Source organism: Pseudomonas sp. W3I7 (assembly GCF_030816095.1).
GTDB lineage: Bacteria > Pseudomonadota > Gammaproteobacteria > Pseudomonadales > Pseudomonadaceae > Aquipseudomonas > Aquipseudomonas salomonii.
In genome coordinates, this window is sequence record NZ_JAUSXP010000001.1 from 500,430 (window position 1) to 527,089 (window position 26,660).

The 26,660-nt window shown below is 60.4% G+C and carries 20 protein-coding genes; 10 read left to right on the forward strand and 10 right to left on the reverse strand.

All coding sequences use genetic code 11. The features are described 5' to 3' along the window. Positions 1-26: 26 nt before the first annotated feature. Together QF043_RS02440 and radA are read left to right on the forward strand one after the other, a co-directional pair. Entirely contained in the window at positions 27-566 is a 540-nt protein-coding gene (locus tag QF043_RS02440; protein ID WP_219269353.1) for an ankyrin repeat domain-containing protein, read from the forward strand. Between the two features lie 35 nt (positions 567-601). Then, positions 602-1,969 carry a DNA repair protein RadA gene (radA, locus tag QF043_RS02445; protein WP_307417391.1) on the forward strand — a complete coding sequence of 456 codons (1,368 nt, stop codon included), beginning with the start codon at positions 602-604 and terminating at the stop codon, positions 1,967-1,969. A gap of 126 nt (positions 1,970-2,095) precedes the next feature. On the opposite strand, the gene QF043_RS02450 is transcribed toward radA, so the two are convergent. Beyond that, positions 2,096-2,464 carry a PilZ domain-containing protein gene (locus tag QF043_RS02450; protein ID WP_307417392.1) on the reverse strand — a complete coding sequence of 123 codons (369 nt, stop codon included), beginning with the start codon at positions 2,462-2,464 and terminating at the stop codon, positions 2,096-2,098. Between the two features lie 173 nt (positions 2,465-2,637). On the opposite strand from QF043_RS02450, the gene QF043_RS02455 reads away from it, so the two are divergent. From QF043_RS02455 to yjiA, 3 genes are all read left to right on the forward strand, one after another. Then, entirely contained in the window at positions 2,638-4,704 is a 2,067-nt protein-coding gene (locus QF043_RS02455; protein WP_307417393.1) for a carbon starvation CstA family protein, read from the forward strand. Positions 4,705-4,719: 15 nt separating this feature from the next. After that, positions 4,720-4,917 (forward strand): YbdD/YjiX family protein, encoded by a 198-nt coding sequence (locus QF043_RS02460; RefSeq protein WP_003176208.1) that lies wholly within the window; start codon positions 4,720-4,722, stop codon positions 4,915-4,917. 184 nt (positions 4,918-5,101) lie between these two features. Beyond that, complete coding sequence (yjiA, locus tag QF043_RS02465) at positions 5,102-6,058, forward strand: GTPase (RefSeq protein WP_056858289.1); 957 nt, start codon at positions 5,102-5,104, stop codon at positions 6,056-6,058. 190 nt (positions 6,059-6,248) lie between these two features. Here the strand turns inward: yjiA and glyA are convergent, their stop codons facing one another. Further along, on the reverse strand, positions 6,249-7,502 hold the full coding sequence (glyA, locus tag QF043_RS02470; RefSeq protein ID WP_015885982.1) for a serine hydroxymethyltransferase: 1,254 nt from the start codon (positions 7,500-7,502) through the stop codon (positions 6,249-6,251). Between the two features lie 230 nt (positions 7,503-7,732). After that, positions 7,733-11,584: a bifunctional diguanylate cyclase/phosphodiesterase gene (locus QF043_RS02475; RefSeq protein ID WP_307417396.1), complete on the reverse strand. Its 3,852-nt coding sequence runs from the start codon at positions 11,582-11,584 to the stop codon at positions 7,733-7,735. A 284-nt stretch (positions 11,585-11,868) separates the two neighbouring features. On the opposite strand from QF043_RS02475, the gene ettA reads away from it, so the two are divergent. Continuing rightward, positions 11,869-13,533 carry an energy-dependent translational throttle protein EttA gene (ettA, locus tag QF043_RS02480; protein ID WP_056858231.1) on the forward strand — a complete coding sequence of 555 codons (1,665 nt, stop codon included), beginning with the start codon at positions 11,869-11,871 and terminating at the stop codon, positions 13,531-13,533. Positions 13,534-13,881: 348 nt separating this feature from the next. After that, positions 13,882-15,219 (forward strand): NADP-specific glutamate dehydrogenase, encoded by a 1,338-nt coding sequence (gene gdhA, locus QF043_RS02485; protein ID WP_307417397.1) that lies wholly within the window; start codon positions 13,882-13,884, stop codon positions 15,217-15,219. On the opposite strand, the gene QF043_RS02490 is transcribed toward gdhA, so the two are convergent. From QF043_RS02490 to QF043_RS02510, 5 genes are all read right to left on the reverse strand, one after another. Beyond that, entirely contained in the window at positions 15,216-15,704 is a 489-nt protein-coding gene (locus QF043_RS02490; protein ID WP_307417398.1) for a GreA/GreB family elongation factor, read from the reverse strand. The two genes, gdhA and QF043_RS02490, sit on opposite strands and share 4 nt — an antisense overlap. A 70-nt stretch (positions 15,705-15,774) precedes the next feature. Beyond that, on the reverse strand, positions 15,775-16,131 hold the full coding sequence (locus tag QF043_RS02495) for a hypothetical protein (protein ID WP_307417399.1): 357 nt from the start codon (positions 16,129-16,131) through the stop codon (positions 15,775-15,777). 253 nt (positions 16,132-16,384) lie between these two features. Further along, on the reverse strand, positions 16,385-16,690 hold the full coding sequence (locus tag QF043_RS02500) for a chorismate mutase (RefSeq protein WP_307417400.1): 306 nt from the start codon (positions 16,688-16,690) through the stop codon (positions 16,385-16,387). A gap of 168 nt (positions 16,691-16,858) precedes the next feature. After that, positions 16,859-18,712 (reverse strand): DUF4105 domain-containing protein, encoded by a 1,854-nt coding sequence (locus QF043_RS02505; RefSeq protein ID WP_307417402.1) that lies wholly within the window; start codon positions 18,710-18,712, stop codon positions 16,859-16,861. Between the two features lie 115 nt (positions 18,713-18,827). After that, a complete protein-coding gene (locus tag QF043_RS02510) occupies positions 18,828-19,316 on the reverse strand; it encodes a DUF3015 domain-containing protein (protein ID WP_017139294.1) in 489 nt (162 codons plus the stop codon). Positions 19,317-19,596: 280 nt separating this feature from the next. Here QF043_RS02510 and QF043_RS02515 point away from each other — a divergent pair, with 280 nt between their 5' ends. Then, positions 19,597-22,035 carry a Lon protease family protein gene (locus QF043_RS02515; protein ID WP_307417403.1) on the forward strand — a complete coding sequence of 813 codons (2,439 nt, stop codon included), beginning with the start codon at positions 19,597-19,599 and terminating at the stop codon, positions 22,033-22,035. 302 nt (positions 22,036-22,337) lie between these two features. Continuing rightward, positions 22,338-22,667 carry a hypothetical protein gene (locus QF043_RS02520; protein ID WP_307417404.1) on the forward strand — a complete coding sequence of 110 codons (330 nt, stop codon included), beginning with the start codon at positions 22,338-22,340 and terminating at the stop codon, positions 22,665-22,667. Between the two features lie 19 nt (positions 22,668-22,686). Here QF043_RS02520 and QF043_RS02525 read toward each other — a convergent pair whose 3' ends face one another. Then, positions 22,687-24,510: a hypothetical protein gene (locus QF043_RS02525; RefSeq protein ID WP_307417405.1), complete on the reverse strand. Its 1,824-nt coding sequence runs from the start codon at positions 24,508-24,510 to the stop codon at positions 22,687-22,689. Between the two features lie 162 nt (positions 24,511-24,672). On the opposite strand from QF043_RS02525, the gene QF043_RS02530 reads away from it, so the two are divergent. Then, positions 24,673-25,161 carry a TIGR00645 family protein gene (locus tag QF043_RS02530; RefSeq protein ID WP_056858242.1) on the forward strand — a complete coding sequence of 163 codons (489 nt, stop codon included), beginning with the start codon at positions 24,673-24,675 and terminating at the stop codon, positions 25,159-25,161. A 15-nt stretch (positions 25,162-25,176) separates the two neighbouring features. Here the strand turns inward: QF043_RS02530 and QF043_RS02535 are convergent, their stop codons facing one another. Further along, positions 25,177-26,613 (reverse strand): glycosyltransferase family 39 protein, encoded by a 1,437-nt coding sequence (locus tag QF043_RS02535; RefSeq protein WP_307417406.1) that lies wholly within the window; start codon positions 26,611-26,613, stop codon positions 25,177-25,179. Between the last annotated feature and the right edge of the window lie 47 nt (positions 26,614-26,660).

Genomic DNA, 26,660 nt, shown 5'->3' on the forward strand with positions numbered 1-26,660 from the left:
CGTCGACCCCGAGCTGGAGAAAACTCATGCGAATTTCTATCGGTTTACTGATGGCCATGCTGGCTTTTGTCGCTCATGCCGAGTCGCCCGACCCGGTCGCGCTCAAGGCCCAGTTGCAGGACTACTATTTCGACGCCGCCCGCCGTGGCGATATCGACATGCTCAACACCTTTATCGAATCCGGCTACAGCCTCAACACCCAGGACGATAAGGGTTACACCGCGTTGATCCTTGCCGCCTACCACGGCCAGGCTCCGTTCGTGGAACGCCTGCTCAACGCCGGCGCCGACGCCTGTGTGCAAGACAAGCGCGGTAACACCGCGCTCATGGGCGCGATCTTCAAAGGTGAGCTGAAAATCGCCCAGCGCCTGCTCGCCACCGACTGCAACCCCGACCAGCGCAACGGCGCCGGGCAGACCGCCGCCATGTACGCCGGGCTGTTCAAGCGTGTTGAATTGCTGGATGAGTTAAAGGCCAAAGGCGCCGACCTTAACGCCGAAGACCCGATTGGCAACAGCGCTTCACGTTTGGCCAGTGGCGAAATCCGGACCCCGGCGCCGCGCTGAGCTATCATCGCGGTTTTTCGGTTGGAGGTTTTCAAATGGCAAAGGCCAAGCGCATGTACGGCTGCACCGAGTGCGGCGCGACCTTTCCCAAGTGGGCCGGCCAGTGCACCGAGTGCGGTGCATGGAACACCCTGACGGAAACCATGATCGAAAGCGGCGGCGCTGCAGCCCCCGCCGGCCGTGCCGGCTGGACCGGGCAGCAGGCGCAGATCAAGACGTTGGCCGAAGTCAGCGTCGAAGAAATCCCGCGTTTTTCCACCGCGTCCGGCGAGCTGGACCGCGTACTGGGCGGCGGGCTGGTGGACGGCTCGGTGGTGCTGATCGGCGGCGACCCCGGCATCGGCAAATCGACCATCCTGCTGCAAACCCTGTGCAGCATCGCCAGCCGCATGCCGGCACTCTACGTCACCGGTGAAGAATCCCAGCAGCAAGTGGCCATGCGCGCCCGCCGCCTGGGCTTGCCCCAGGATCAACTGCGGGTCATGACCGAAACCTGCATCGAAAGCATCATCGCCACGGCGCGCGTCGAAAAGCCCAAGGTCATGGTGATCGACTCGATCCAGACGATTTTCACCGAGCAGCTGCAATCGGCACCCGGCGGCGTGTCCCAGGTGCGCGAAAGTGCGGCGCTGTTGGTGCGCTATGCCAAGCAGAGCGGCACGGCGATCTTCCTGGTCGGCCACGTAACCAAAGAAGGCGCACTGGCCGGGCCGCGTGTGCTTGAGCATATGGTCGACACCGTGCTGTATTTTGAAGGCGAATCCGATGGCCGCCTGCGTTTGCTGCGGGCGGTGAAGAACCGCTTTGGTGCGGTCAACGAGCTGGGCGTGTTCGCCATGACTGACCGCGGCTTGAAAGAAGTCTCCAACCCTTCGGCGATTTTTCTGACCCGCGCCCAGGAAGAAGTCCCCGGCAGTGTGGTGATGGCGACGTGGGAAGGCACCCGCCCGATGCTGGTCGAGGTCCAGGCACTGGTGGATGACAGCCACTTGGCCAACCCACGGCGTGTCACGCTCGGCCTGGATCAGAACCGCTTGGCGATGCTGTTGGCGGTGCTGCACCGTCACGGCGGCATTCCCACCCACGACCAGGACGTGTTCCTCAACGTGGTCGGCGGGGTCAAGGTGCTGGAAACCGCTTCCGACCTGGCGCTGATGGCGGCGGTGATGTCCAGTCTGCGTAATAAGCCGTTGCCCCATGACTTGCTGGTGTTTGGTGAGGTCGGCCTGTCGGGCGAGGTGCGCCCGGTGCCGAGCGGCCAGGAGCGTTTGAAGGAAGCGGCCAAGCACGGCTTCAAGCGCGCGATCGTGCCCAAGGGCAATATGCCGAAGGAATCGCCGCCGGGAATCAAGATTATTGGCGTCACGCGCCTTGAACAGGCCCTGGATGCACTGTTCGAGTAATCAGTAACACTGCAAAACCAATGTGGGAGCGGGCTTGCCTGCGATGCAGGCACCGCGGTCTTTCAGGAAGACCGAGGTGAATCTATCGCAGGCAAGCCAGCTCCCACATTTAGTCAGTGTTGGCTGTTAGATTTCCAGCAGCGCCGCTAACTCGCGGTGCAGCTCTTCCTCATCCCCGAGGTTCAATCCGATCAACCGCCGCAAATGGCTGATCGAGTCCAAGTCAATGTGCTCACACACAAACCCCAACTGCCCATGATCATCGTGGGCCAGTTTTACCTGCATCTTGATATGCGCCTCCGGATCCAGATGGATCTCCACATCGAATAGCTGGGCCCGACTGCCCTGCCAATCATCAGGGCGCTGCACCAACAAACCTTTGAGCGACAGATCCACCAGTTGCACCGGCGAATTCCAGCTGTTTTGCGCAATGGTCGTTCGGGCATCAAAGGCGATACGCCGGAAACGGCGCCGATCTGACGGTTGTTCACTCATGGTCAAACCCTCTGTGGATAAGGGAATTGTAGCCCTGCGCCATCATTGGGCCTTTATTTCTGCTTTTTTTAGCGTTGTAAGGCTCTAGACCAACGTAGGGGGCTGGCCTTTAGGGCCAACAGCGCTAAACTCGGGCTGGCTGTCTTTCTGTCCACCCTGGCTGGAATATAAAAATGAAAAATAATAATAGCCTGCTACGCCACCTACCCTGGCTGGTGCTGGCAATTGTAGGAGCATGCGCCCTGGGCGTAGTGGCCTTGCGCCGCGGCGAGGCGATCAACGCCTTGTGGATTGTGGTTGCTGCTGTTGCCATCTACCTGGTTGCGTACCGTTACTACAGTCTGTTCATCGCTAACAATGTGATGCAGCTCGACCCACGGCGGGCCACCCCCGCAGTGCTCAACAATGACGGTCTGGACTATGTGCCGACCAACAAACACATTCTTTTTGGTCACCACTTTGCGGCGATTGCCGGTGCAGGTCCGCTGGTCGGCCCGGTGCTGGCGGCGCAGATGGGCTACCTGCCCGGCACGCTTTGGCTGATTGCCGGCGTGGTGCTGGCCGGTGCGGTGCAGGACTTCATGGTGCTGTTCCTGTCCACTCGTCGCAATGGCCGCTCCCTGGGGGACATGGTTCGCGAAGAGATGGGCCGCATTCCGGGGACCATCGCGCTGTTTGGCTGCTTCCTGATCATGATCATCATCCTTGCGGTGCTGGCGCTGATCGTGGTCAAGGCCTTGGCCGAGAGCCCGTGGGGCATCTTTACGGTGATGGCGACCATCCCGATTGCGATGTTCATGGGCGTGTACATGCGCTACATCCGTCCGGGCCGCATTGGGGAAATCTCGGTCATCGGCGTGCTGTTGCTGCTGGGTTCGATCTGGCTGGGCGGGCAAATCGCCGCTGACCCGGTGTGGGCCAAGGTCTTCTCGTTTACCGGGATCCAGATCACCTGGATGCTGGTGGGCTATGGTTTCGTCGCTGCGGTACTGCCGGTGTGGCTGATCCTCGCACCGCGTGACTACCTCTCCACGTTCCTGAAAATCGGCACCATCATCGCCCTGGCGATCGGCATTCTGGTCACCATGCCAGAGCTGAAAATGCCGGCCCTCACCCAATTCATCGACGGCACCGGCCCGGTATGGAAGGGCGGCCTGTTCCCGTTCCTGTTCATCACCATTGCCTGTGGCGCGGTTTCGGGTTTCCACGCACTGATTTCCTCGGGCACCACGCCCAAGCTGCTGGATAACGAAGTCAACTCGCGCTACATCGGTTACGGCGCGATGCTGATGGAATCGTTCGTGGCCATCATGGCCATGGTTGCCGCTTCGGTCATCGAGCCTGGCGTGTACTTCGCCATGAACAGCCCGGCTGCGGTAGTCGGCGCTGACGTGGTGACGGTGGCGCAAACCGTCAGCAGCTGGGGTTTTGCAATTACCCCGGAAGCCTTGACGGCAGTGGCCCATGACATCGGTGAAACCACCATTCTGGCGCGTGCCGGTGGTGCGCCGACCCTGGCGGTGGGTATCGCGCAGATCCTGCACAGTGTGCTGCCGGGTGAAAACACCATGGCGTTCTGGTACCACTTTGCGATCCTGTTCGAAGCACTGTTCATCCTGACCGCCGTCGACGCCGGTACCCGTGCCGGGCGCTTCATGCTCCAGGATCTGCTCGGCTCCTTCGTGCCGTCGCTCAAGCGCACCGAGTCCTGGACCGCCAACCTGATTGCTACGGCAGGTTGCGTGGCCATGTGGGGCTACCTGCTGTACCAGGGCGTGATCGACCCGTTGGGTGGGATCAACACCTTGTGGCCGCTGTTCGGTATCTCCAACCAGATGCTCGCCGGTATCGCGCTGATGCTCGCCACCGTTGTGCTGATCAAAATGAAGCGCCAGCGCTACATTTGGGTGACCATGTTGCCGGCTGTCTGGCTGCTGATCTGCACCGTGACCGCAGGCTTCATCAAGCTGTTCGACGCTAACCCGGCGATCGGCTTCCTGTCGCTGGCCAAGAAGTACAGCGATGCCCTGGCCAACGGCCAGATCCTCGCGCCGGCCAAGAACATCGACCAGATGCAACACGTGATCTGGAACGCCTACACCAACGCAACGCTGACGGCGCTGTTCCTGTTCGTGGTCTTCAGTATCCTGTTCTATGCGCTCAAGGTCGGCGTCGCTGCCTGGGGCAACAAAGAACGCACGGACAAAGAAGCCCCTTACCAGGCTGTACCGGACGCGTAAACGAGGATTGCAACCATGTTCAATGACATCAGTCGCCTCGGTAAATACCTCGGTCAGGCCGCGCGCCTGATGGTCGGCATGCCCGACTACGACACCTACGTCGAGCATATGCAAACCAAGCACCCGGACAAACCGATGATGGACTACAAGGCGTTCTTCCGCGAACGCCAGGAAGCCCGTTACGGTGGCAAGGGTGGGCCTAAGTGCTGCTGACCCGATAAGTTAGGCTTGCAGTGATCCCGTGTGGGAGCGGGCTTGTGTGGGAGCTGGCTTGCCTGCGATAGCATCGCCTCGGTCTGACTGATAGACCGAGTTGTTTGCATCGCAGGCAAGTCAGCTCCCACATGGGTCTGCTCCCACATTTGTTTTGTGTTCCTTCAATAATAAGGAGAATTTTTTGTCCTCTCCCATCCCTGTCACCATCCTCAGCGGCTTCCTCGGCGCCGGCAAAACCACCTTGCTGCGCCACCTGCTCAAAGCCGAGCACGGCCTTAAAATCGCCGTGATCGAAAACGAATTCAGTGATGCGGGCATCGATACCCAGCTGTTGGGCGCCGAGCCTGTACAAGTCATGACCCTGTCCAATGGTTGCGTGTGCTGCACCATCCACACCGACCTGACCAAAGCCCTGTACCTGCTGCTCGAACGCCTGGACAGCGGCGAGATCGCCTTTGACCGCCTGGTGATCGAGTGCACCGGCCTGGCCGACCCTGCGCCCGTGGCCCAGACCTTTTTCATCGACGAGGAGCTGCGCGAGCGCTACATCCTCGACGGCATCATCACCCTGGTGGACGCGGCCCACGCCGAACACCACCTGACCCAGACCATCGCCCAGGCCCAGATCGGTTTTGCCGACCGTCTGCTGGTGAGCAAGCGCGACCTGGTGGACGAAGCGAGCTTCGACGCTCTCAGCCAGCGCCTGACCCGCATCAACCGCCGCGCGCCGATTCGGGTGGTCGACCACGGCAAAATCGACTTGGCCGAACTGCTCGACGTGCGCGGCTTCAACCTCAACGCAGGCATGAGCCTGCGCCCGGTCAGTGCCGCGCCATCCATCGACCGTATTTCCAGCCTGGTGCTGCGCACCGACCAGCCGCTGGATATCGACCGGCTCAGCGAGTTCATGAATGAGTTGCTGGAAGATCACGGCAAACAGCTGTTGCGCTACAAAGGCGTGCTGAACATTGCCGGGGAAGACCGGCGCATGGTGTTTCAGGGCGTGCTCAAGCTCTACGGTTTCGATTGGGACACCGAATGGGCCGAGGGCGAGGCGCGTGAAAGTGTGATTGTGTTTATTGCTGATGAATTGCCGGAAGACAAAATCCGCGAAGGCTTTGCCCGGGTTTACCAGTAATCCTGACTTGAAATGCGATCCTGTGTGGGAGCTGGCTTGCCTGCGATGGTGGTGGGTCAGCTAATGATGTGCCAACTGACAGGCCGCTATCGCAGGCAAGCCAGCTCCCACATTGAACCGTATTTCAATTTGAGATCGGGCATAAAAAAGCCCGGCTCAAGAGCCGGGCTTTTCAGTCACGCAACTGCAATCAAGCGCCGTACACCGGCAGCTTTTTGCAGATGGCCTTGACCTTCTCACGTACCGCATCAATCACGGCTTCGTTGTTCAGGTCTGCCAGGATGTCGCAGATCCAGCCGGCCAGCTCTTTGCACTCTGCTTCTTTAAAGCCACGAGTGGTCACAGCCGGGGTGCCGAAGCGCAGGCCGGAGGTGACGAACGGCGAACGTGGGTCGTTCGGCACGGAGTTTTTGTTCACGGTGATGAAGGCTTTGCCCAGGGCAGCGTCAGCATCTTTACCGGAAATGTCCTGCTTGATCAGCGACAGCAGGAACAGGTGGTTTTCAGTACCGCCGGACACCACGTCAAAGCCGCGCTCGATAAACACGCTGGCCATGGTCTGGGCGTTCTTCACCACTTGTTGCTGGTAAGTCTTGAACTCAGGCTGCAGGGCTTCTTTGAAGCAGATCGCTTTGGCAGCGATGACGTGCTCCAGCGGGCCGCCCTGGGCGCCTGGGAATACCGCAGAGTTGAGCTTCTTCTCGATCTCGGCGTTGGCGCGCGCCAGGATCAGGCCGCCACGTGGACCGCGCAGGGTCTTGTGGGTAGTGGTGGTCACGACGTCAGCGTAAGGCACCGGGTTCGGGTAGACGCCAGCGGCAACCAGACCGGCTACGTGAGCCATGTCCACGAACAGGTAGGCGCCAACCTTGTCGGCGATAGCGCGAAAGCGCGGGAAGTCGAGGATCTGCGAGTAGGCAGAGAAACCGGCCACGATCATTTTTGGCTTGTGTTCAACCGCCAGGCGCTCGACTTCGTCGTAGTCGATCAGGCCGTTGGCATCGATACCGTATTGAACGGCGTTGTACAGCTTGCCGGAGGAGGAAACGCTGGCGCCGTGGGTCAGGTGACCGCCGTGGGCCAGGCTCATGCCCAGGATGGTGTCGCCGCCTTGCAGCAGGGCCAGGTATACGGCGCTGTTGGCTTGGGAACCGGCGTGCGGCTGAACGTTGGCGTAATCGGCGCCGAACAGTTCCTTGGCGCGGTCGATAGCCAGCTGCTCAACCACGTCGACGTACTCGCAACCACCGTAGTAGCGCTTGCCTGGGTAGCCTTCGGCGTACTTGTTGGTCAGAACCGAACCTTGAGCCTCCATCACCGCAGGGCTGGTGTAGTTTTCCGAAGCGATCAGCTCAATGTGCTCTTCCTGGCGCACGGCTTCTTGCTCCATGGCGGCGAAGAGATCGGCGTCGTACTTGGCAATAGTCAAATCACGGCTGAACATGGCGGTCCTCAAGGATCGGGGGCAGAAAAGGAGGGCATTCTAACCCAATGGGTTTTAGATGGCATATGAAAGGACATCATGTCGCGGACAAGTGGGGCTCATCCAGGGATGGGCGGTGCCTGTACTGGCCCTATCGCAGGCAAGCCAGCTCCCACACTTGAAGGTATTCACAATTCAAAAGGTGGGAGCCGGCTTGCCTGCGATGCGGCCATCAGCCCCACCACAAGGCTTCAGTCGAACATGAACAGCGCGTCGTTACTGAACTGCGCCTCAAACCGATTCGCCGGCATCGGCCGCCCAAACAGATAACCCTGCACCTCGTCGCAACCATGCTCACGCAGGAAATCCAGCTGCTCATGGGTTTCCACGCCCTCGGCGATCACCGCCAGGTTGAGGCTGTGGGCCATGGCGATAATTGCGCGGGCAATCTGCGCGTCCTGCTCGCCGGACGGCAGGCCGTCGACAAAGGTGCGGTCGATCTTCAACACATCAATGGGGAATTGCTTGAGGTAGTTGAGCGACGAATAACCGGTGCCGAAGTCGTCCACCGCAATGCTCAGGCCCAGGTTTTTCAGGCTGGCGAGGATCTGCATGGCCTCGTTGACTTCGCGCATCAGAATGCTTTCGGTCAGCTCCAGCTCCAGGCACGCCGGCGGCAGGCCGGTGTCCTTGAGAATGGTGGCGATACGCTCACCCAACTGGCCATCGGAGAACTGCCGTGCCGAAATGTTCACCGAGACTTTCGGCACGCGCACCTTGTTCTGGTGCCAGGTCTTGAGCTGGCGGCAAGCCTCAGAAATCACCCAGTCGCCCACGTCCACCACCAGCCCCAACTCTTCCAGCACCGGAATGAAATCCCCCGGCGGCACCAGCCCACGGCGCGGGTGACGCCAGCGCAGCAGGGCTTCGGCGCCGGTCAGGCGCTTGCCGTCGCCGCTGAACTGCGGTTGGTAATACAGCACGAATTCGTTCTGTTCCAAGGCATGGCGCAGGTCGCTTTCCAGCTCCAGACGCTCCAGGGCGCTGGCATTCATGTCGGCCTGGTAGAACTGGAAGTTGTTCTTGCCGCGCTCCTTGGCGTGATACATCGCCGTGTCGGCGTTTTTCATCAACTGGCTCAGCTCGTTGCCGTCCTGCGGGCTTAAGGCGATGCCGATACTGGCGGTCACAAAGAATTCGCGGCCCTCCAGCACAAACGGCTTCACCAGGCTCGCCAGGATCTGTTCGGCCACGCTGATTGCACGGTTCAGCGCCATCTCGCGGCTCACCCGTGGTTGCAGCAGCAGGGTGAACTCGTCACCGCCCATGCGCGCCACGGTGTCGTCTTCGGCCACGCAGCCCAGCAGACGGGTGGCCATTTCCTTGAGCATGCGGTCGCCGGCGGCGTGGCCCAAGGAGTCGTTGATCGGTTTGAAACGGTCGAGGTCGAGGAACATCAGCACCACCCACGACTTTTGCCGTTCGGCCGACTGCAACGCGGTGTGCAGGCGGTCCTGGAACAGGGTGCGGTTGGGCAGGTGGGTCAGGGCGTCGTAATACGCCAGGCGGTGGATGCGCTGTTCGCTGGCCTTGCGCTCGCTGATATCGCTGAAGAAACACACGTAGCTGGCCAGGTCGCCTTCATCGTCGAACACGGCGGTAATGCCGACCCAGGCCGGGTAATGCTCGCCATTGCGACGCTTGAGCCACACTTCACCTTCCCAGGTACTGTGCTGGTGCAGCTGCTTGAGCACGTAACGCAGGTGCGCTTCCTGTTGTTCGTCGACGGTGAGCATGTTTGGCAACTGGTCGAGCACATCCGCCACGGCATAGCCGCTGACGCGGCTGAACGCCTCGTTGGCTTGCACGATATAACCGGCCGGGTCGGTGATCAGGATCGCCGAGGTTGAGTGCTCGAATACCGTGGCCGCCATGCGCAGGTCTTTTTCGGCGCGGCGTTGCTGGCTGATGTCACGGCCCACGCCAAGGATGCCTTCGAATGCGCCGTGCTCATCCCATACCAGCACCAGGCGCAGCTCGATCGGCACCTTGCGGCCATCGGCGCGCAGGCAGTCGAACAGGAACAGCTGGGTATGCACTTGATCGCGCAGCGTATTCAGCGCGGCGGGGTCGCCCAGGGCACGGCTGACCTGTTCCATCAGGCTGTAAATGCCGGCCAGTTGCTGCGGGTTGGCGATGATCGACTGCCAGCCGTTCTTGAACACCCAGTCCACGTCATAACCCAGCACGGCGTTGACCGACGGGCTGACGTAGTTGAGGGCCAACTGGCTGTCGGTGGAGCAGATCACGTCGCTGATGCTTTCGGCCAGCATGCGGTAGCGCTGCTCGCTGTCGCGCAGGGATTCGCTGGCTTCGATCTGGTCGGTGATGTCCTTGGCCACGCCGATGATGCGCGTGACCACCGCGGTTTTGTCGCGGGCCAGGGCCTGCTCGCGGATATCAAAGCGCCGCCACTGGTTATTGCGATGACGAAAGCGCAACTGGCACTGCAACTGCGTGGTGTAACCGACCTCACGTTGGCGTTGGCGCAAGTCGTGGTAGTACTCGGCGTCTTCGGGGTGCAGCAGGATTTCCCAGAAGTACTCGCCCATTTGCTGCAGTTCGGCCTTGTTGTAGCCGAGGGTGTGGCCCAAATGGTGGTTGCTGAAAATCATGCGCTGGCTGATCACGTCCTGCACATACAGGTGATCCGGCACGGTGCGCACCACGTCGGACCAGAAACTCTCACGCTCCACCAGCGACAGCTCGATCAGCTTGCGGCTGGTGATATCGTTGATGCTGAGGATCACGGCCTTGAAGTCGTCCTGCTGCTCCGGCAGGCGCATCACCAGCCACAAGTACTGATCGTTGCCGGCGACGTCATTGAGCTGAATTTCCAGCTCCAGCTGCTTTTGCTGGGTCAGCACCGCCTCAAGCACTTGATAGCCGATGGCAGTGGCATTGCGTGGGCAATCATCGATCAGGCGTTCCCAGGCTTCCTCGCAGGAGCCAACATTCAACAGGCGCACGGCCACCTGGTTGACTTCGGTAATGCGCAATTCCCGGAGCAATTGCTGACGTTCTGCGGCGTTATTGTGCAGCCAGGCCTGCAATTGCTCGCGAGTCTGCTCCCGGGTTTTGTCAAAAAACGCCTTGAGCCCTGACAGGTCCAGCACGCACAGGGCCACGCCGGTGCCTTCGAAAATATCCTGGTAACGCCGGCGGCCCTCATGCACCTGGCGCTGGCGGCGGCGCATGTTCAGCAGCACGATCAGCGGGATCAGCGAGAACGCCAGGCCCAGCAGGCATTTGCCGATAAACGCCGGCAGCAGTTGTTGCAGCACCGCACTGCGGTCGAACAGGCCGCGCAATTGCCAGTCGCTTTTGCTCAGGGGCGTGACCAGTACGCTTTTGCTCAACTCATCGGGCGTCAATGCCGTGGCCCACTGTGCGGGCATGCCATTGTCACGGCTGACCACGCGGTGGTTCAGGCGGTTCTCGATGGCCCACATCGGGCGCTGGCCCTGGCCGTCCTGGCGGGTGAGGTTGCTCAGGTAGTTGGGCGCCAGGCGCAAGGCCCAGTACATTTTCGAGCCGCCACTGGGCTGCTGCAGCAACAAATAGATCAGGGTGCCGTCGGCGTTGTTGCTCAGGTAATAAGGTTGCGAGTGGCTGCGCTGCACCAGTTCTTCGAGCCAGGCGCGGTCCTGGCTGTCTTTGGCGCTGTCACTGATCAATGCGCCGCTGGGGGCGAGCAAGGCAAAACTGCGCAGCTCCGGCAGCGAACGTTGCAAGGTGCGCATCAAGGCTTGTTGCTGTTCGTCGTTGCGCGGCGGCTCGACCATCGGTAGCAGGTTCAGGGCGATTTTCGCGCTCAGGGCCATGTTCAGGCTGATCTGTTCAGCCAGGTCGGCGCTGTAGTCGATGGTGTATTGCTGCTGGTTTTTCTGGTTTTGCTGCAGCTGGTCCAGCAGTTGCCAGAACAATAAGGCCAGCAGCATCAGCACCAGCGTCGCCAACGCGCCTTTAAAAGTGCCGTGCAGGGGCGCGCCCGGCGCTATATGAGCGGCGCGCAAGGGCGTAGGCGGCGTGACTTTGGACAAGCTGTGATCCTGCGGTTTGGCTGGACTGGCGCGCGACGTGCACTATAAGCCGGACGCCCGGAGGGCGGCTAGCATGCCTTGCCTTGTGGCAAAGTGCCAGCCCCGCCTGGCTGGACTGCCCAAGCGCATTCAGGTAGCTTTGCCGGTTACGCGGGGGCGTTCCAGCCCCAGACATTCAGGCTTTTTCCGCTCGCAGGCATTGATGATAGTCAACGGCCCGCGCCGCGCATGGCCTGCACGGGCTTCGCCCGCTTAATTCATCAGTCACTGACGCTAGGTTCACCATGGCTCAATACGTCTTCACCATGCATCGGCTGGGAAAAGTTGTTCCGCCGAAGCGGGAAATCCTGAAAAACATTTCGCTGTCCTTCTTCCCCGGCGCCAAGATCGGCGTGCTCGGCCTCAACGGTTCGGGTAAGTCCACGCTGCTGAAAATCATGGCTGGCGTCGACACCGAGTTCGAAGGCGAAGCCCGCCCGATGCCCGAACTGAACATCGGCTACCTGCCGCAAGAGCCGATCCTGGACCCGACCAAGACCGTGCGTGAAGTGGTCGAAGAAGCGGTGGCCGTGATCAAGAACGCCCAGGCCCGCCTGGACGAGGTGTACGCCGCCTACGCCGAAGAAGATGCCGACTTCGACAAACTGGCCGCCGAACAGGCCAAGCTCGAAGCCATCCTGCAGGCTGGCGACGGTCACAACCTGGAGCGCCAGCTGGAAGTCGCCGCCGACGCGCTGCGTTTGCCGGCGTGGGACGCCAAGGTCGAATTTCTCTCCGGCGGTGAAAAGCGCCGTGTGGCCCTGTGCCGCCTGCTGCTGTCGGCTCCCGACATGCTGCTGCTCGACGAACCGACCAACCACTTGGACGCCGATTCCGTCGCGTGGCTGGAGCACTTCCTGCACGACTTCCCGGGCACCGTGGTAGCGATCACGCACGACCGTTACTTCCTCGACAACGTCGCCGGCTGGATCCTCGAGCTCGACCGTGGCGCCGGTATCCCTTACGAGGGCAACTACTCCGGTTGGCTGGAAGCCAAGTCCGACCGTCTGGCGGCCGAATCCAAGCAACAATCGGCCCACGAAAAAGCCATGAAGGAAGAACTGGAGTGGGTGCGCAAAGGCGCCAAGGCCCGCCAGTCCAAATCCAAGGCACGTCTGCAACGCTTTGAAGAAATGCAGTCGCAGGAATTCCAGAAGCGCAGCGAAACCAACGAGATCTACATCCCGGCCGGCCCGCGCCTGGGTGACAAGGTCATCGAATTCAAGAACGTCTGCAAAGGCTATGGCGACCGTGTGCTGATCGACAACCTGTCGTTCTCCATGCCAAAAGGCGCGATCGTCGGCGTTATCGGGGGTAACGGTGCGGGTAAATCCACACTGTTCCGCATGCTGATGGGCAAGGAAACCCCGGATTCGGGCAGCATCGAAATCGGTGAAACCGTGCAGCTGGCCTGTGTGGACCAGAGCCGCGAAGACCTCGACGGCAGCAAAACGGTATTCCAGCAAGTCTCCGAGGGTTCGGACCAGATCCGCATCGGCAACTATGAAATCCCGTCGCGCACCTACGTCGGCCGTTTCAACTTCAAGGGCGGCGACCAGCAGAAGTTCGTCAAGGACCTGTCCGGTGGTGAGCGCGGTCGCTTGCACCTGGCCCTCACCCTGAAAGAAGGCGGCAACGTGTTGCTGCTCGACGAACCGTCCAACGACCTCGACGTTGAAACCCTGCGTTCCCTGGAAGAAGCCCTGCTGGACTTCCCGGGCGCCGCCATTGTGATCTCTCACGATCGGTGGTTCCTGGACCGCGTCGCGACGCATATCCTGGCCTACGAAGATGACTCCCAGGCGGTGTTCTTCGAAGGTAACTACACTGAGTACGAAGCCGACCGTAAGAAGCGCTTGGGCGATGCTGCTGCCCAGCCGCACCGTGTACGGCACAAAAAACTGGCCTGAGTTGGGCTGGTTTGAAAAAGCGGGGCCTTCGGGCTCCGCTTTTTTTTGCGTGGGTTTCAGGAAGACCGAGGTGGATTCATCGCAGGCAAGCCAGCTCCCACCTTCGACCGCATTTCAACTTGGCAACCCGATCAAATGTGGGAGCTGGCTTGCCTGCGATGGCGGTTTAACTGCTGGTGCATGCTTTGGGTTGAAATCCCCTTCATGGTGCAAAAAAGCCCGTTAATTTATATCCAATGCACCATTTAAATTCACAAAGGCGACATTTTGCGCTTTTCAGGTGCAACATGAATTGCTAAGGTCCGGCTCAATCTCATTTAAAAACAATCAATTTGCCGAGACTTCTCCATGATCGAATCTATCGAATCCTTCCTTTCGCGCCTCAAGAAACGCGACCCCGACCAGCCGGAGTTCCACCAGGCCGTAGAAGAAGTCCTGCGCAGCCTGTGGCCGTTTCTCGAGGCCAACGCTCACTACCTGACGTCGGGTATTCTGGAGCGCATCTGCGAGCCGGAACGCGCGATCACGTTTCGGGTGTCGTGGGTGGATGATCACGGCAAGGTTCAGGTCAATCGCGGGTTCCGCATCCAGATGAACAGCGCCATCGGCCCCTACAAAGGCGGCCTGCGCTTTCACCCGTCGGTGAACCTGGGCGTGCTCAAATTCCTCGCCTTCGAACAGACCTTCAAAAACTCCCTGACCTCGCTGCCCATGGGCGGCGGCAAAGGCGGCTCGGACTTCGACCCCAAGGGCAAGAGCGACGCCGAAGTGATGCGCTTCTGCCAGGCATTCATGAGCGAACTGTACCGCCACATCGGCGCCGACGTGGACGTGCCGGCTGGCGATATCGGCGTGGGCGCACGTGAAATCGGCTTCCTGTTTGGCCAGTACAAACGCCTGAGCAACCAGTTCACCTCAGTACTGACCGGCAAAGGCATGGCCTACGGCGGCAGCCTGATCCGCCCTGAAGCCACCGGCTTTGGCTGCGTGTACTTCGCTGAAGAAATGCTCAAGCGCAACGGCCAGCGGGTTGAGGGCAAACGCGTGGCGGTCTCCGGCTCGGGTAATGTCGCGCAATATGCTGCGCGCAAAGTCATGGACCTCGGCGGCAAAGTGGTTTCTCTGTCCGACTCCGAAGGCACCTTGTACGCCGAAAGCGGTTTGACCGAGGAGCAATGGTCGGCGCTGTTGGAGCTCAAAAACGTACAGCGCGGTCGCATCAGCGAACTGGCCGAGCGCTTTGGCCTGGAGTTCCGCAAAGGCCAAACCCCGTGGGAGTTGGCCTGCGACATCGCGCTACCCTGCGCCACCCAGAACGAACTCGACGCCGACGCCGCCCGCACGTTGCTGCGCAACGGCTGTATCTGCGTGGCCGAAGGCGCCAACATGCCAACCACCTTGGAGGCTGTGGATATCTTTATCGAGGCGGGCATTCTGTTCGCGCCGGGCAAAGCCTCCAACGCCGGTGGCGTGGCCGTGAGTGGCCTGGAAATGTCGCAGAACGCCATGCGCCTGCTGTGGACCGCAGGCGAAGTCGACAGCAAACTGCACAACATTATGCAGTCGATTCACCACGCCTGCGTGCACTACGGCGAAGAAAACGGCCGGGTCAACTATGTGAAGGGCGCGAACATCGCGGGCTTTGTGAAAGTTGCCGATGCGATGCTGGCCCAAGGCATCGTCTAAACCTCGGGCTCGACGCGCAGCACCTCAATCAACTGATCGCCGACGGGGCGCTTCCACAGCACCTCGTCGCCGACGTGGGCGCCCAGCAATGCGCGGCCCAGGGGTGAGCCCCAGTTGATCAGGTGGGAATGGGCGTCGGCCTGGTCTTCGCCCACCAGTTGAATACGCTGTTGTTCGTCCTGCTCGTTGGCAAAAGTCACCCAGCTGCCGATCTGTACCTTGTCGGTGGAAGTGGCCGGTGCTACCACTTGGGCGCTTTGCACGCGCTGGTTGAAGTAGCGCAAATCCCGTTCGATATCCGCTAGGCGTTGTTTATTATCCTTGGCGGATTCGAGGCTGTATTCCTCCTGCAGCTGTGCAACCTTGGCCTGCAACTGCGCCAACCCTTGCGCGGTGAGACGATTGGGCTGCTCACTCACCAGGCGCTCCACCGGCTGGTCGGCCTGGGCGGCGGCGTTGTCTTCATTTACAAAAGCTCGGCTCATGACGTTCTCCCTCTATGGAAGTTGGGCCATGGTCGCCGCGTTTTAGTTTCGATGGATGTCTGCAAGCGACCTATTGCGGGCGATAGGCGCGGGCAGCGTCGCGATCCTTCTCCTGCTGCCAGGCGCGTTCACGGTCATCCCAGTGATTGTCCTTGTAGTCGCGCAACTCCTCGTTCTCGCGCATGGCCTTGCACTGGCGAAAGCCGTCTTCCCAGCCTTCGGCGTATTCACGGTCTTTCAGATAGCGCGGTACGTTCTTGCGAAATTCCCCGCTGATCACCCCCGCGGCCTGGCGACCGCTGCTGCAACCGTCATCAAAGCCATCGGCAAAGGCCGGAGGATAACCCTTGGCGATTAAATCCTGATGGGTGGACTGGCAACCCGACAACCACACTAGCGCACACAGTATTAGCGCAGACCGCCACATGGCGTACTCCCTGGCCGCTTTACGGCTGATAGGGGAAGTCTAGTCAGGGATTTGTCGGGGAGGCGTGAAAGGGCGGTGAGAAAAGTGTTGAGTTAAAGGGCCAGGCCTCGTTCCTGCGCTCTGCGCGGGGACGATCTAAAGACAGGCGCTGCCCTGTGGCGAGGGAGCTTGCTCCCGCTGGGGCGCGAAGCGGCCCCAAAGGATTGGGACTGCTGCGCAGTCCAGCGGGAGCAAGCTCCCTCGCCACAGGGGTTTATGTTGTCTGGTTCAGCGTCAGTGCGGCATGTTCAGCCAGCTCTTGCTGAATAAACGCCGCAATCATTGCGCGATACACCTGCTCAGTGACCTCAGGGTTGGCGCCCGCCGCTTCGGATAACCCCCGCACCTTGGCAATCACCTGTTCGACCCGTTGCGGCGCCTTGACGCCATCGGCGTCTTTCTTAAAGCGCGCAGCCTGGGAAACGTAGTGGCCACGCTCGGCCAGCAGGGTGACGATTTGTTGGTCGAGGCGGTCGATGTTTTCGCGGACGTGTTCAAGGGTGGTGCAGTTAACAGCCATGTTGACGGAGCTCCTGATTGGGATGTGCGCGCAGAACTCAAGTCAGGCGCAAAAAAGTGTGGGAGCTGGCTTGCCTGCGATGGCGGTATGTCAGCTAAAAATCAGTGGCTGACACTCCGTCATCGCAGGCAAGCCAGCTCCCACATTTTGATCATCGCCAAGCTTTGGTTAGTAGTGATACCACTTCACTTCAAGCATCACTTCATTCACCGGCGTGGAGAGGTGGCTGTACTCACGCTGGGCACTCAAGCGCAGGCCCAGGTTGCGCGACAATTCCCACTGCTGGTTCAGGCTGATGCTGCGCCGTACTTCGCCATTGGTGAAGAAATCCCCCTTGGCTTCCAGGCTCAGATTCCCCAACGGGTTCTTCCACAGCACGCCCGTGTTGAACCCGGCAGCCGGTGAGATGGCTTCGCTGAAGTCGTTGTTATGCTCCACACGCACGGTGCCGAGGGCAAAACCCAGCATGTCGTCGGTGAGTTGCCAGGTGCCGCCGGCGCCGCCGTTGACGTGGGCAACCAGGGTTTCGTCGTCGTGTTTGCCCGGCACGCGTTCCAGGCCGCCGGTCACTTGCCAGGACCACGGTTGCAACAGCGCATTGCGCGGGGTCAGGGAGCGGATGGTGGCCAGGTCGAGTTGCTGCAGTTGCCAGTGGTTGCCTTCGTACTGGCGCAGTTTCATTTGCAGGATTTCGATCTGCGCGCCCAGCGGGAAGCCTTCGGCGTTGTCGTTGAGGTCGTGGTAGGCCATGCGCAGGCCGTATTCGCCGAAGGTTTTGCTGCCTCGGGTGCCGATGCCGGCTTGCCAGGTGCGCGATTCGTGGCCGTCTTCCGGCAGGCCGGGGCGTTCGATTTTAAGGTCGGGCGCCGGGTTCTGATTGATCGCACGCAGCAGTTCGAAGCTGCGTTGCGAGCGTTCGGTGTCGCGCTCCAGGCCATTGGCGCGGTAGCGGCCGAGGCGATAGGCGGCGTCGATAATCAGCGCCTGACGTTCGCGGGGCAGGGCTTTGAAGGCCGGTTCCTGCAACTGTTTCTGGTCATCGCTGATTTTCAGCACCCATTGCTGCTCGTCGCTATCCAGTGGCTTCGCGCGTTCCAGCAACTCACGTTCACGGGACGGGCGGTAGTCGATCTTCTCCACCAAACCCGCTTCTTTGACGGCTTTGACGGTGTCGGTGGGAATCGCCGTGAGCGGGAATTGCTCGGTCAGGCGCAGGCTCGGGCGCGCCACTTGCAGCAGCTCGAGCAGGCGATAGGAGCAGTTTTCATCGAAGAAGAAGTAGTCGAACTGGATCTGCTTGAGCTCCCACACGTGCTCGACCATGCGCTTGGTCTCGACTTCGGTGAGGTTCAGGCGGTATTCCCACAGGTCGCGGTTCTCGAGGCTGCGGTATTCCGAGAGTTTTTCCTGGTACGGCACCAGCGCGAACAGGCCGGGGTAGCCGCCCATCAGGCCTTTCCAGGCGTAGAGGATGCTGTTGTCGGAGCCTTCGATATAGGCGCCGAAGTTGATCGCGTAGCTGAGCAAGGCGGTGTTGTTGCTCTGCACGTCAGCCTGGTCGATACGCAGCAGCGTGTGGCCGAACATCGACGACGGGCTGTTGAGGTAGGCCGCCGGGAAGATCATCACCGCGCTGTGGGGCGCGACGTCCTTGAACCATTGGGTGAATTCTTTGCACTCCAGGGCGGGCAAATCGGTCAGGTTCAACTGACTCTTGAGCCAGCGGGTACGTGCGGGGTAAACGCATTGGGCGTGCTTTTCGCCGAGGCTGGCCGGGGCGTACAAAGCCTGCACGGTGGCCTGCAGTTCCTGGTCCGGGTGGTGGGCGCCATCGGGGGCGAGGAAGAACTTTTTGTCGCTGACATAGCTGCGCCAGCCCTTGAGCTTACCGGCCTCGTAATGGCCCAAAGACAGCCAGAACGGATCATTAGCCAGTTGCTGCAAACGTTGATCATCAATATGCGGCGCCGCGTACAGCGGGGCGCAGGCGAAGAGTGCCAGCCAGGCAAAGCGTTTGAGCATAAGGGCAACTTAAGTCGGAAGTAGTGAGACCCAAAGGGGAGGCGGGCCCAAAAATAGAACCAAAAATAAAGCCAGAAATAAAACCCGCGCCTCGAAAGGCGCGGGCCAGTCGAGCTTAAGCCTGGGTGGCGTATTTGGCCAGGCGGGTATCGCTTTTCAGTACAGCCAGGGTGTTGTTGTGCACGTCGTCGGCGGTCACGTCAGCTTTGCTGAAGATCTGCTGGAAGTGCTCGTGGGTCACGGCCGCGAAGTGCTCGCGATCTTCCGGTGCAACGCCCAGTACCACCGCGTAGGTGGTCAGCGCTTCGCCGTTGCCTTTGGCCATGTCTTCGGACAGCTCGTTCATCATGCCATTCATGGCAATCCAGGACTTGCCGCCGTAGGTCAGGGCGCTGTTGGTGCTGCAACCGTTGGTGCCCGAGGTCATGCCGAAGGTGGCGTTACCCGAGGTGCCGTTGGTGGTGGAAGCGAGGAAGTGAGCCGGAGTACCGCGCTGGCCTTCGAACAGCATGTTGCCCCAACCGCAGTTCGGGCCACCTGGCGATTCAGCCATTGCATTGAGGGAGACAACGGTGAAGAGAGTACCAAGAAGGATCCGTTTCATAGCTTTGTTCTCTTTGTGTGCAAACCAATGGACAAGGGTTCAGGCGCGTCGCAGCGCCCTAGGGGCCAGTTATTAGTCCAACCCGCGCAGTTTGGAGTTTAGGCACGATCCCAGGGTTCCGTGATTTTTTATAAAACAATCGGTGTGGTTGTCGAGTGTGGCAGCGATTTTTTTGTAAGACGCATGCCCTGTCTATGCTTTCCCACAGCCTCGCCTTGCCAGAGCGCGTCAGCGAGAGCCAGAATGCCGACATCTGCCCCGCCTGATGTAAGGAAGCCCGATGCCTGATCCTGTTGCTGCCAGCTTGCGTCTAGCGCCCGAAGCGCTGACTCGCCCTTTCTCCGCTGAACAGTTCAGCTTCTCGACCACCAATGATTTGGAGCCCTTTCGCGGTGTGCTTGGCCAGGAACGCGCAGTAGAAGCGTTGCAGTTCGGTGTGGCGATGCCACGCCCCGGTTACAACGTGTTTGTCATGGGCGAGCCCGGTACCGGCCGCTTTTCGTTCGTCAAACGCTACCTGAAAGCCGAAGGCAAACGCCTGCAGACCCCGGCGGACTGGGTCTACGTCAACAATTTTGATGAGCCGCGCGAACCGCGTGCCCTGGAATTGCCGGGCGGCGCTGCGGCGGCGTTCATCGCCGATATCAACGGCTTGGTCGATAACCTTGTCGCCACGTTCCCGGCCGTGTTCGAACACCCGACCTACCAACAGCGCAAAAGCGCCATCGACCGCGCCTTCAACCAGCGTTACGACAAGGCCTTGGACGTGATCGAGCGCCTGGCGCTGGAAAAAGACGTGGCGCTGTACCGCGACAGCTCCAACATCGCTTTCACGCCGATGCTCGACGGCAAGGCGCTGGACGAGGCCGAGTTCTCGCAACTGCCGGAAGTCGATCGCGAGCGTTTCCACACGGATATTTCCGAGCTGGAAGAACGCCTCAACGAAGAGCTGGCCAGCTTGCCGCAGTGGAAACGTGAGTCCAACAACCAACTGCGCCAATTCAACGAAGAAACCATCACCCTGGCCCTGCAACCTTTGCTGGCGCCCTTGTCGGAAAAATACGCAGAAAACGCAGGCGTTTGCGGTTACCTGCAAGCCATGCAGGTCTACCTGCTGAAAACCGTGGTCGAGCAATTGGTCGACGACGCCAAGACCGACGCCCAGGCGCGCAAGCTGCTCGAAGAGCAATATTGCCCAAGCCTGGTGGTGGGCCACTCGGTCAACGGCGGCGCGCCGGTGGTGTTTGAGCCGCACCCGACCTACGACAACCTGTTCGGCCGTATCGAATACAGCACCGACCAGGGCGCGCTCTACACCACCTATCGCCAGTTGCGCCCGGGTGCGTTGCACCGTGCCAATGGCGGTTTCCTGATCCTGGAAGCCGAAAAAATGCTCAGCGAGCCGTTTGTGTGGGACGCGCTCAAGCGTTCCTTGCAGTCGCGCAAGCTGAAGATGGAGTCACCGCTGGGTGAGCTGGGCCGCTTGGCCACCGTGACCCTCAACCCGCAGATGATCCCGTTGCAGGTCAAGGTCATCATCATTGGCTCGCGCCAGTTGTACTACGCGTTGCAGGACGCCGACCCGGACTTCCAGGAGATGTTCCGCGTGCTGGTGGACTTCGACGAAGACATCCCGATGGTCGACGAAAGCCTGGAACAGTTCGCCCAGTTGCTCAAAACCCGCACCTCGGAAGAAGGCATGGCGCCGCTGACCTCGGACGCGGTGGCGCGGTTGGCCACTTACAGCGCCCGGTTGGCAGAGCATCAGGGTCGTTTGTCGGCGCGCATTGGCGACTTGTTCCAGCTGGTCAGCGAGGCGGACTTTATCCGCCACCTGGCGGGCGACGAGATGACCGATGCCGGCCATATCGAACGTGCGCTCAAGGCCAAGGCCACGCGCACCGGGCGGGTATCGGCGCGGATTCTCGACGACATGCTCGCCGGGGTCATCCTGATCGACACCGCCGGTGCGGCAGTGGGCAAGTGCAACGGGCTGACGGTGCTGGAAGTCGGTGATTCGGCGTTCGGCGTGCCGGCGCGGATTTCCGCCACGGTGTACCCCGGCGGCAGCGGCATTGTCGACATCGAGCGCGAAGTTAACCTCGGCCAGCCGATCCACTCCAAGGGCGTGATGATCCTCACCGGTTACCTGGGCAGTTGTTATGCCCAGGAATTCCCGCTGGCGATCTCGGCGAGTATCGCGCTGGAGCAGTCCTACGGTTACGTGGACGGCGACAGTGCGTCTCTGGGCGAGGCGTGCACCTTGATTTCGGCCTTGTCGAAAACGCCGCTCAAGCAGTGCTTTGCCATCACCGGCTCGATCAACCAGTTCGGTGAAGTGCAGGCGGTGGGCGGGGTCAACGAGAAGATCGAAGGCTTCTTCCGCCTCTGTGAAGCACGCGGCTTGACTGGCGAGCAGGGCGCGATCATCCCGCAGGCCAACGTGGCCACGCTGATGCTCGATGAGAAGGTGCTGCAAGCCGTGCGCGACGGGCAGTTCCATATCTATGCCGTGCGCCAGGCCGACGAGGCGCTGAGCCTGTTGGTGGGCGAGCCTGCCGGTGAACCGGACGAAGAAGGGCAATTCCCCGAAGGCACGGTGAATGCGCGCGTGGTTGAGCGGCTGCGTGCGATTGCCGAGATGATCAGCGAGGATGATTTGAAGGAGGCCGAGAAGGAGCTGGCGCAGCAGGCGCTGGCCGAAGCCAAGCCAACCTGATCTCCTGTTCGGAGCGCGGTAAGTGTGGGAGCTGGCTTGCCTGCGATAGCGGTGGGTCAGCCAGCAGAAGTGTCGGCTATGCGTCAGTCATCGCAGGCAAGCCAGCTCCCACATTGGATCGGCGGTGTTTCGTCACGAATTTGACTCCCATTTCAGGGACCAACGCCCGTTGGTCCCTACAACCTTGGTTTGCACCGGTTTTCTTCTATTCTCACTTCAAGGGATATCCACAGGAGTCGCAGGACAGAGACAGCCTCGCCGCGTGATTGGGGCTGAACACCGATCTACCGAGGGTCGCCGCCATGTCGCGCAGCCTTTGCCTTACCCGCCAATGCCTGGGCCTGGTCACCCGTATCGAATGTTCCATTCGCCCGCTCGCGGGGGAAAACGGGATGTGGACCTTGTTGTTTGCCGCCGGCATGACCGGCGAGCAGCCGTCCACCGTCAAGTCCCAAGGCCCGTTCCATGGGCCTTTTGTGGCAGAAACCATTCTTGAGTCGATTGTGCAAAGCCTGACCCTGCACGGCTATGCGCTGGCCGATGACCCGCAGATCTGGTGCCTGCACCTGCAGGCTCATCTGCGACAACTCAACGGCGGGCGCTCGCACCCGGTCAGTGATACCCACCACTGATCGTTCCCACCATTGAGGGTTACTTGCCCTCGGGCTTATCCAGCTTCACCTCAAAACCGTATTGCACGGTGTTCAGGTCGGTGCGCTGGTAGCTTTCAAGGCTTGTAGGCTGGCCGTAGAAGTAATGCACATCAAACAGCGCCGTGCCGTATTCCTCGGCGCGGTGGCTCACGCCGAGGATTTCCTTGAGGTACTTGCCGCTGGCGTCCTTGGCGTAGAAGCGCCAGCTGTCGGCGGGGAATTCCTTTTGGTCGACGATCAGTGCGTTGTCCTTGAGCGACAGGCCTTTAGGCAGCTTGGTGGCATCCAGGGTATTTTTTTCGATGGTGGCCAAAAACAGCGGCACCGAGCCCACCACAAAGGCCGGGTTTTCCGGGAACAGGTTGAGGTCGTAGGTGAGTGTGCCGCTGCCGGCGTTCAGCTCGAAAGCTTCGGTGGGCAGTTCGATCGGCTCGCCGCGCTCGCCTTTGTCGTCCGCCGTGAAGAACGTGATGGGTGCATCGCTGTTGTTGCGATCAGCGCCGACCAGGTCGTCATTGAACGTAAACGGGTGGTCAAACACGATTTTCGCGGCGCTGGCGTCTTCGGTCGACTGGGTGATGGTCACGCTTTTTTTCAGCTGGTCCTCGGTCATGGCGGCGTCTTTAAGCCAGCTGGCGGCGCTGTCGTCGTACACGGTGACCGGCATCGGCAGCGCTTGCACGCTGCTTTGCAGGCTGTTCTTGTCGAAGCGCTGCACCGGCAGGTCGAGGTCTTTGCGGGTGAGGGTGGCTGTGGAGAAGTCCAGGACATCGACCTGCAGCGTGTCGATCAGGCCATTAAAATACACCTTGGCGTAATGGCTGCTCTGTTTGTGCTCGAAGGCTTTTTGCTCGTCGGTAAGTTGCTTCTCGAAGTCATCCGACCAGGCCTTCTGTTTCTGCATCTCGGCCAGTTGTTTCTCATAGAAGGCCACTTGCGCGGCATTTTCGTTGATCGAGCCCGAGCGGGTCAGGTACTGCCCGGTGCTGTCGCGTGCCTGCACCAGCAAAGGGTTGGGCGATTCGTCACCGACTTCCGGCGCCAGCGGTGCGCTGTTGGTCAGTTCAATCTCGGCGTAGTTCTTCTCCAGCAACAGCAGGTTGAGGGTGACAGTGCCCTCGGTGCGTTTGTGGCCCACGTCTTTTTTCGACAGGTCGAAGGTCAGCACCTTGCCCGGCGCGACCACTTCAACCGAGCCTTTGAGGCTGACGGGTTGCGGCTGGCTCTTGTTGTCGGTCTCGATGCCTTCGATAAACGGGTAGGTGACGGTCAGGTCATCGGGGTTGGTCAGGTTGGAGCTGCTGGGGCTCAACTGGATACCCGGGTCGGTTTCCGACCATTCCGGCTGGAAGGGGATGACCTTATTGTTGCTCAAAGTCACCGACTGCCATTCCAGGCCGTGGGGGAAGGGGAACTGGTCGGGGCTGTTGAAACTGAACGGGAACACTGGCTGCAAATCGGTCAGGTAGTCGGAGTGCGAGGCTTTGCGCAGCACAAACAGGCCATTGATGTAGGTGTCGACCAGAGCCTGGGGCGTGGGGTAGTGCGTGAGCAGGGCCAGGGTGTCTTCGCCGTATTCGGCTTCGACAGGCTTGTTGGCGAGCTTGACGCGCGCCCGTTCCAGCAACAGCAGGGAGCCGCCGAGGTCGGCGATGGCGTCTCTGAGTTTGGGGTCTTGAATGCTGTCCAGCGACTGTTCGAACTTCGCGGTTTTCTCTTCGAGGGTGGCCTGCTTCTGCTCTTCTTTCGGGGAGCAGCCGCCAGCCATCAGCAACACCGCACACAGGCCAAGGGTGGCCAAAGGGGATCGCACATCCGTCATCTGAATCTTCCTGTCCGACATCATCAAGCCGAGTGAGAGGACTCGACACTAGCAGAAAAATTCTCTTACAGATGCCGTACAGATCAGTTTTCTCGTGGTTCCAGCTGTTTGGAGGCGGCTGGTATACTCGCGGCCATTTTTAGCCTGGCTGTGTGAGATCTGATGGAACGCTTTATCGAAAATACGATGTACGCCTCGCGCTGGCTGCTGGCCCCGATCTACCTGGGGCTTTCGTTGGGCCTGCTGATCCTGGCGCTGAAATTCTTCCAGGAAATCATCCACGTCCTGCCCAACATCTTCACCATGTTGGAATCGGAAGTGATCCTGTTGCTGCTGTCGTTGATCGACATGGCCCTGGTCGGTGGTTTGCTGGTGATGGTGATGATTTCCGGCTACGAGAACTTCGTCTCGCAACTGGATATCGATGAGAACAAAGAAAAGCTCAACTGGCTGGGCACCATGGACTCTTCCTCGCTGAAGATGAAAGTGGCGGCCTCCATCGTGGCGATTTCGTCCATCCACCTGCTGCGGATCTTCATGGATGCCAAGAACATCGATCCGCAGCATTTGATGTGGTACGTGATCATCCACATGACGTTCGTGATCTCGGCGTTCGCCATGGGTTACCTGGACAAGCTCACCAAGCACTGATGTGCAGCGCCGGCCTTACTGCTCGACGAAGTAGTAAGGCTGGCGGTTGATCGCTATTTCCTTGATCACCGTCACTTTCTCGCTCAGTTGCTCAGTACGGTCCAGCAGCGCCACGTTGCCGGGTTTTGCTGTGAGGTAACTGCGCAGCTCGGCTTCGGTTTGCAGGATCGGCAAGTAGGCCTGCAGGTAGAACACACTGGCCCCGGCGATGCGTTCGTTGGGCTGGAACAGCACCACGTCTTTGCCTTGTGCCTGGTAGGCCTGTACCTGGCTGATCACCGGCACAAACGACTGGCGCACGTCGGCCTTGGGGGCAAACCAGAAGGCCGCCGCCAGGTAGCAGGCAATCGCCAGGGTGAAAACCCCGCCGATCACCCTGCGGTGGTAGCGATAGATCGACGGTTTATTGGCTTTAAACCATTCCAGTAACACCCCGGCATATTCGGCTGCCAATACGGCGGCAGCGGGCGTGAGTGCCATCAGGTACACCACACGCTTGCTCGACGCCAGGGTCAGCAGGGTGAACTGCGCCACCAGCCACACGCTGAAAAACAGGTGGTAGCGGTTACGCACCAGGCTTTTGCGAAAGTGCCACAGGCCCAGGTACACCAGGATGTTCCACGGCAGGAACGCCTCGGGCAGCTTGGCGATGTAGTAATAGAACGGCTCGTAATGCCCAGCCTCGACGAAGGAGCCGCTGAAGCGCCCGACGCTGTTGGTCCACAGCACTTCCGCCACCGATTGCATACCGCCGCGCTGGAACAGGAAGCCCAGCCATATCACCAGCGGCACCAACGCCAGCAAGGTGAACAGCCCCGGCTTGAGCCAGTCGCCCAGGCGCAGGCGTTTATCCATCAGGCTGGTGCTGAGCAAATACACAAAAATCACAATGCCCGGCATCGCCAGGCCCAGCACGCCTTTGCTCAAGGTGGCGATGACCATGCCGACGGTAAACATCGCCCAGGCCCAACCGCTTGAGCCCTCGCGATCAGTGCGCACGGCCTGGTAGAACCCCAGCAGCGCGGTGGTCACGCCAAGGCTGAGCAACGAGTCCTCGCCCACGCCGCGCACATTGCCCCAGTAACTGGCCATGGTCGCCAGGATCAGTGCGGCGCAGAACGCCAGGGTTTGCGGTCGCCCGAATTTGCGCAGCATTGCGTAAAACAACATCACACTGAACAACCCGGCAAACGCCGACGCCAGGCGCACGGCCCAGGTGGTGCCGCCAAACAGGCGAATGGCGCCAGCATCCAGCCACAGGCTCAGGGGTGGTTTTTCCAGAAAGGGCTCGCGGAACAGGCGCGGGATCACCCAGTCATTGTCCAGATGCATGGCCATGGCGATCCCGGCGACGCGGGCTTCGGTGGAGCCTTGCAGCTCATGGCCGCCGAGGGCGAAGAAGAACAACAGACCAGCGAGAAGAAAGAGCAGCAGAGGAGCGGGACGCGTCATGGTTCTGGCTACCGAAGCAGGGGACCGCTCGGGGGAGCGGCCATGTT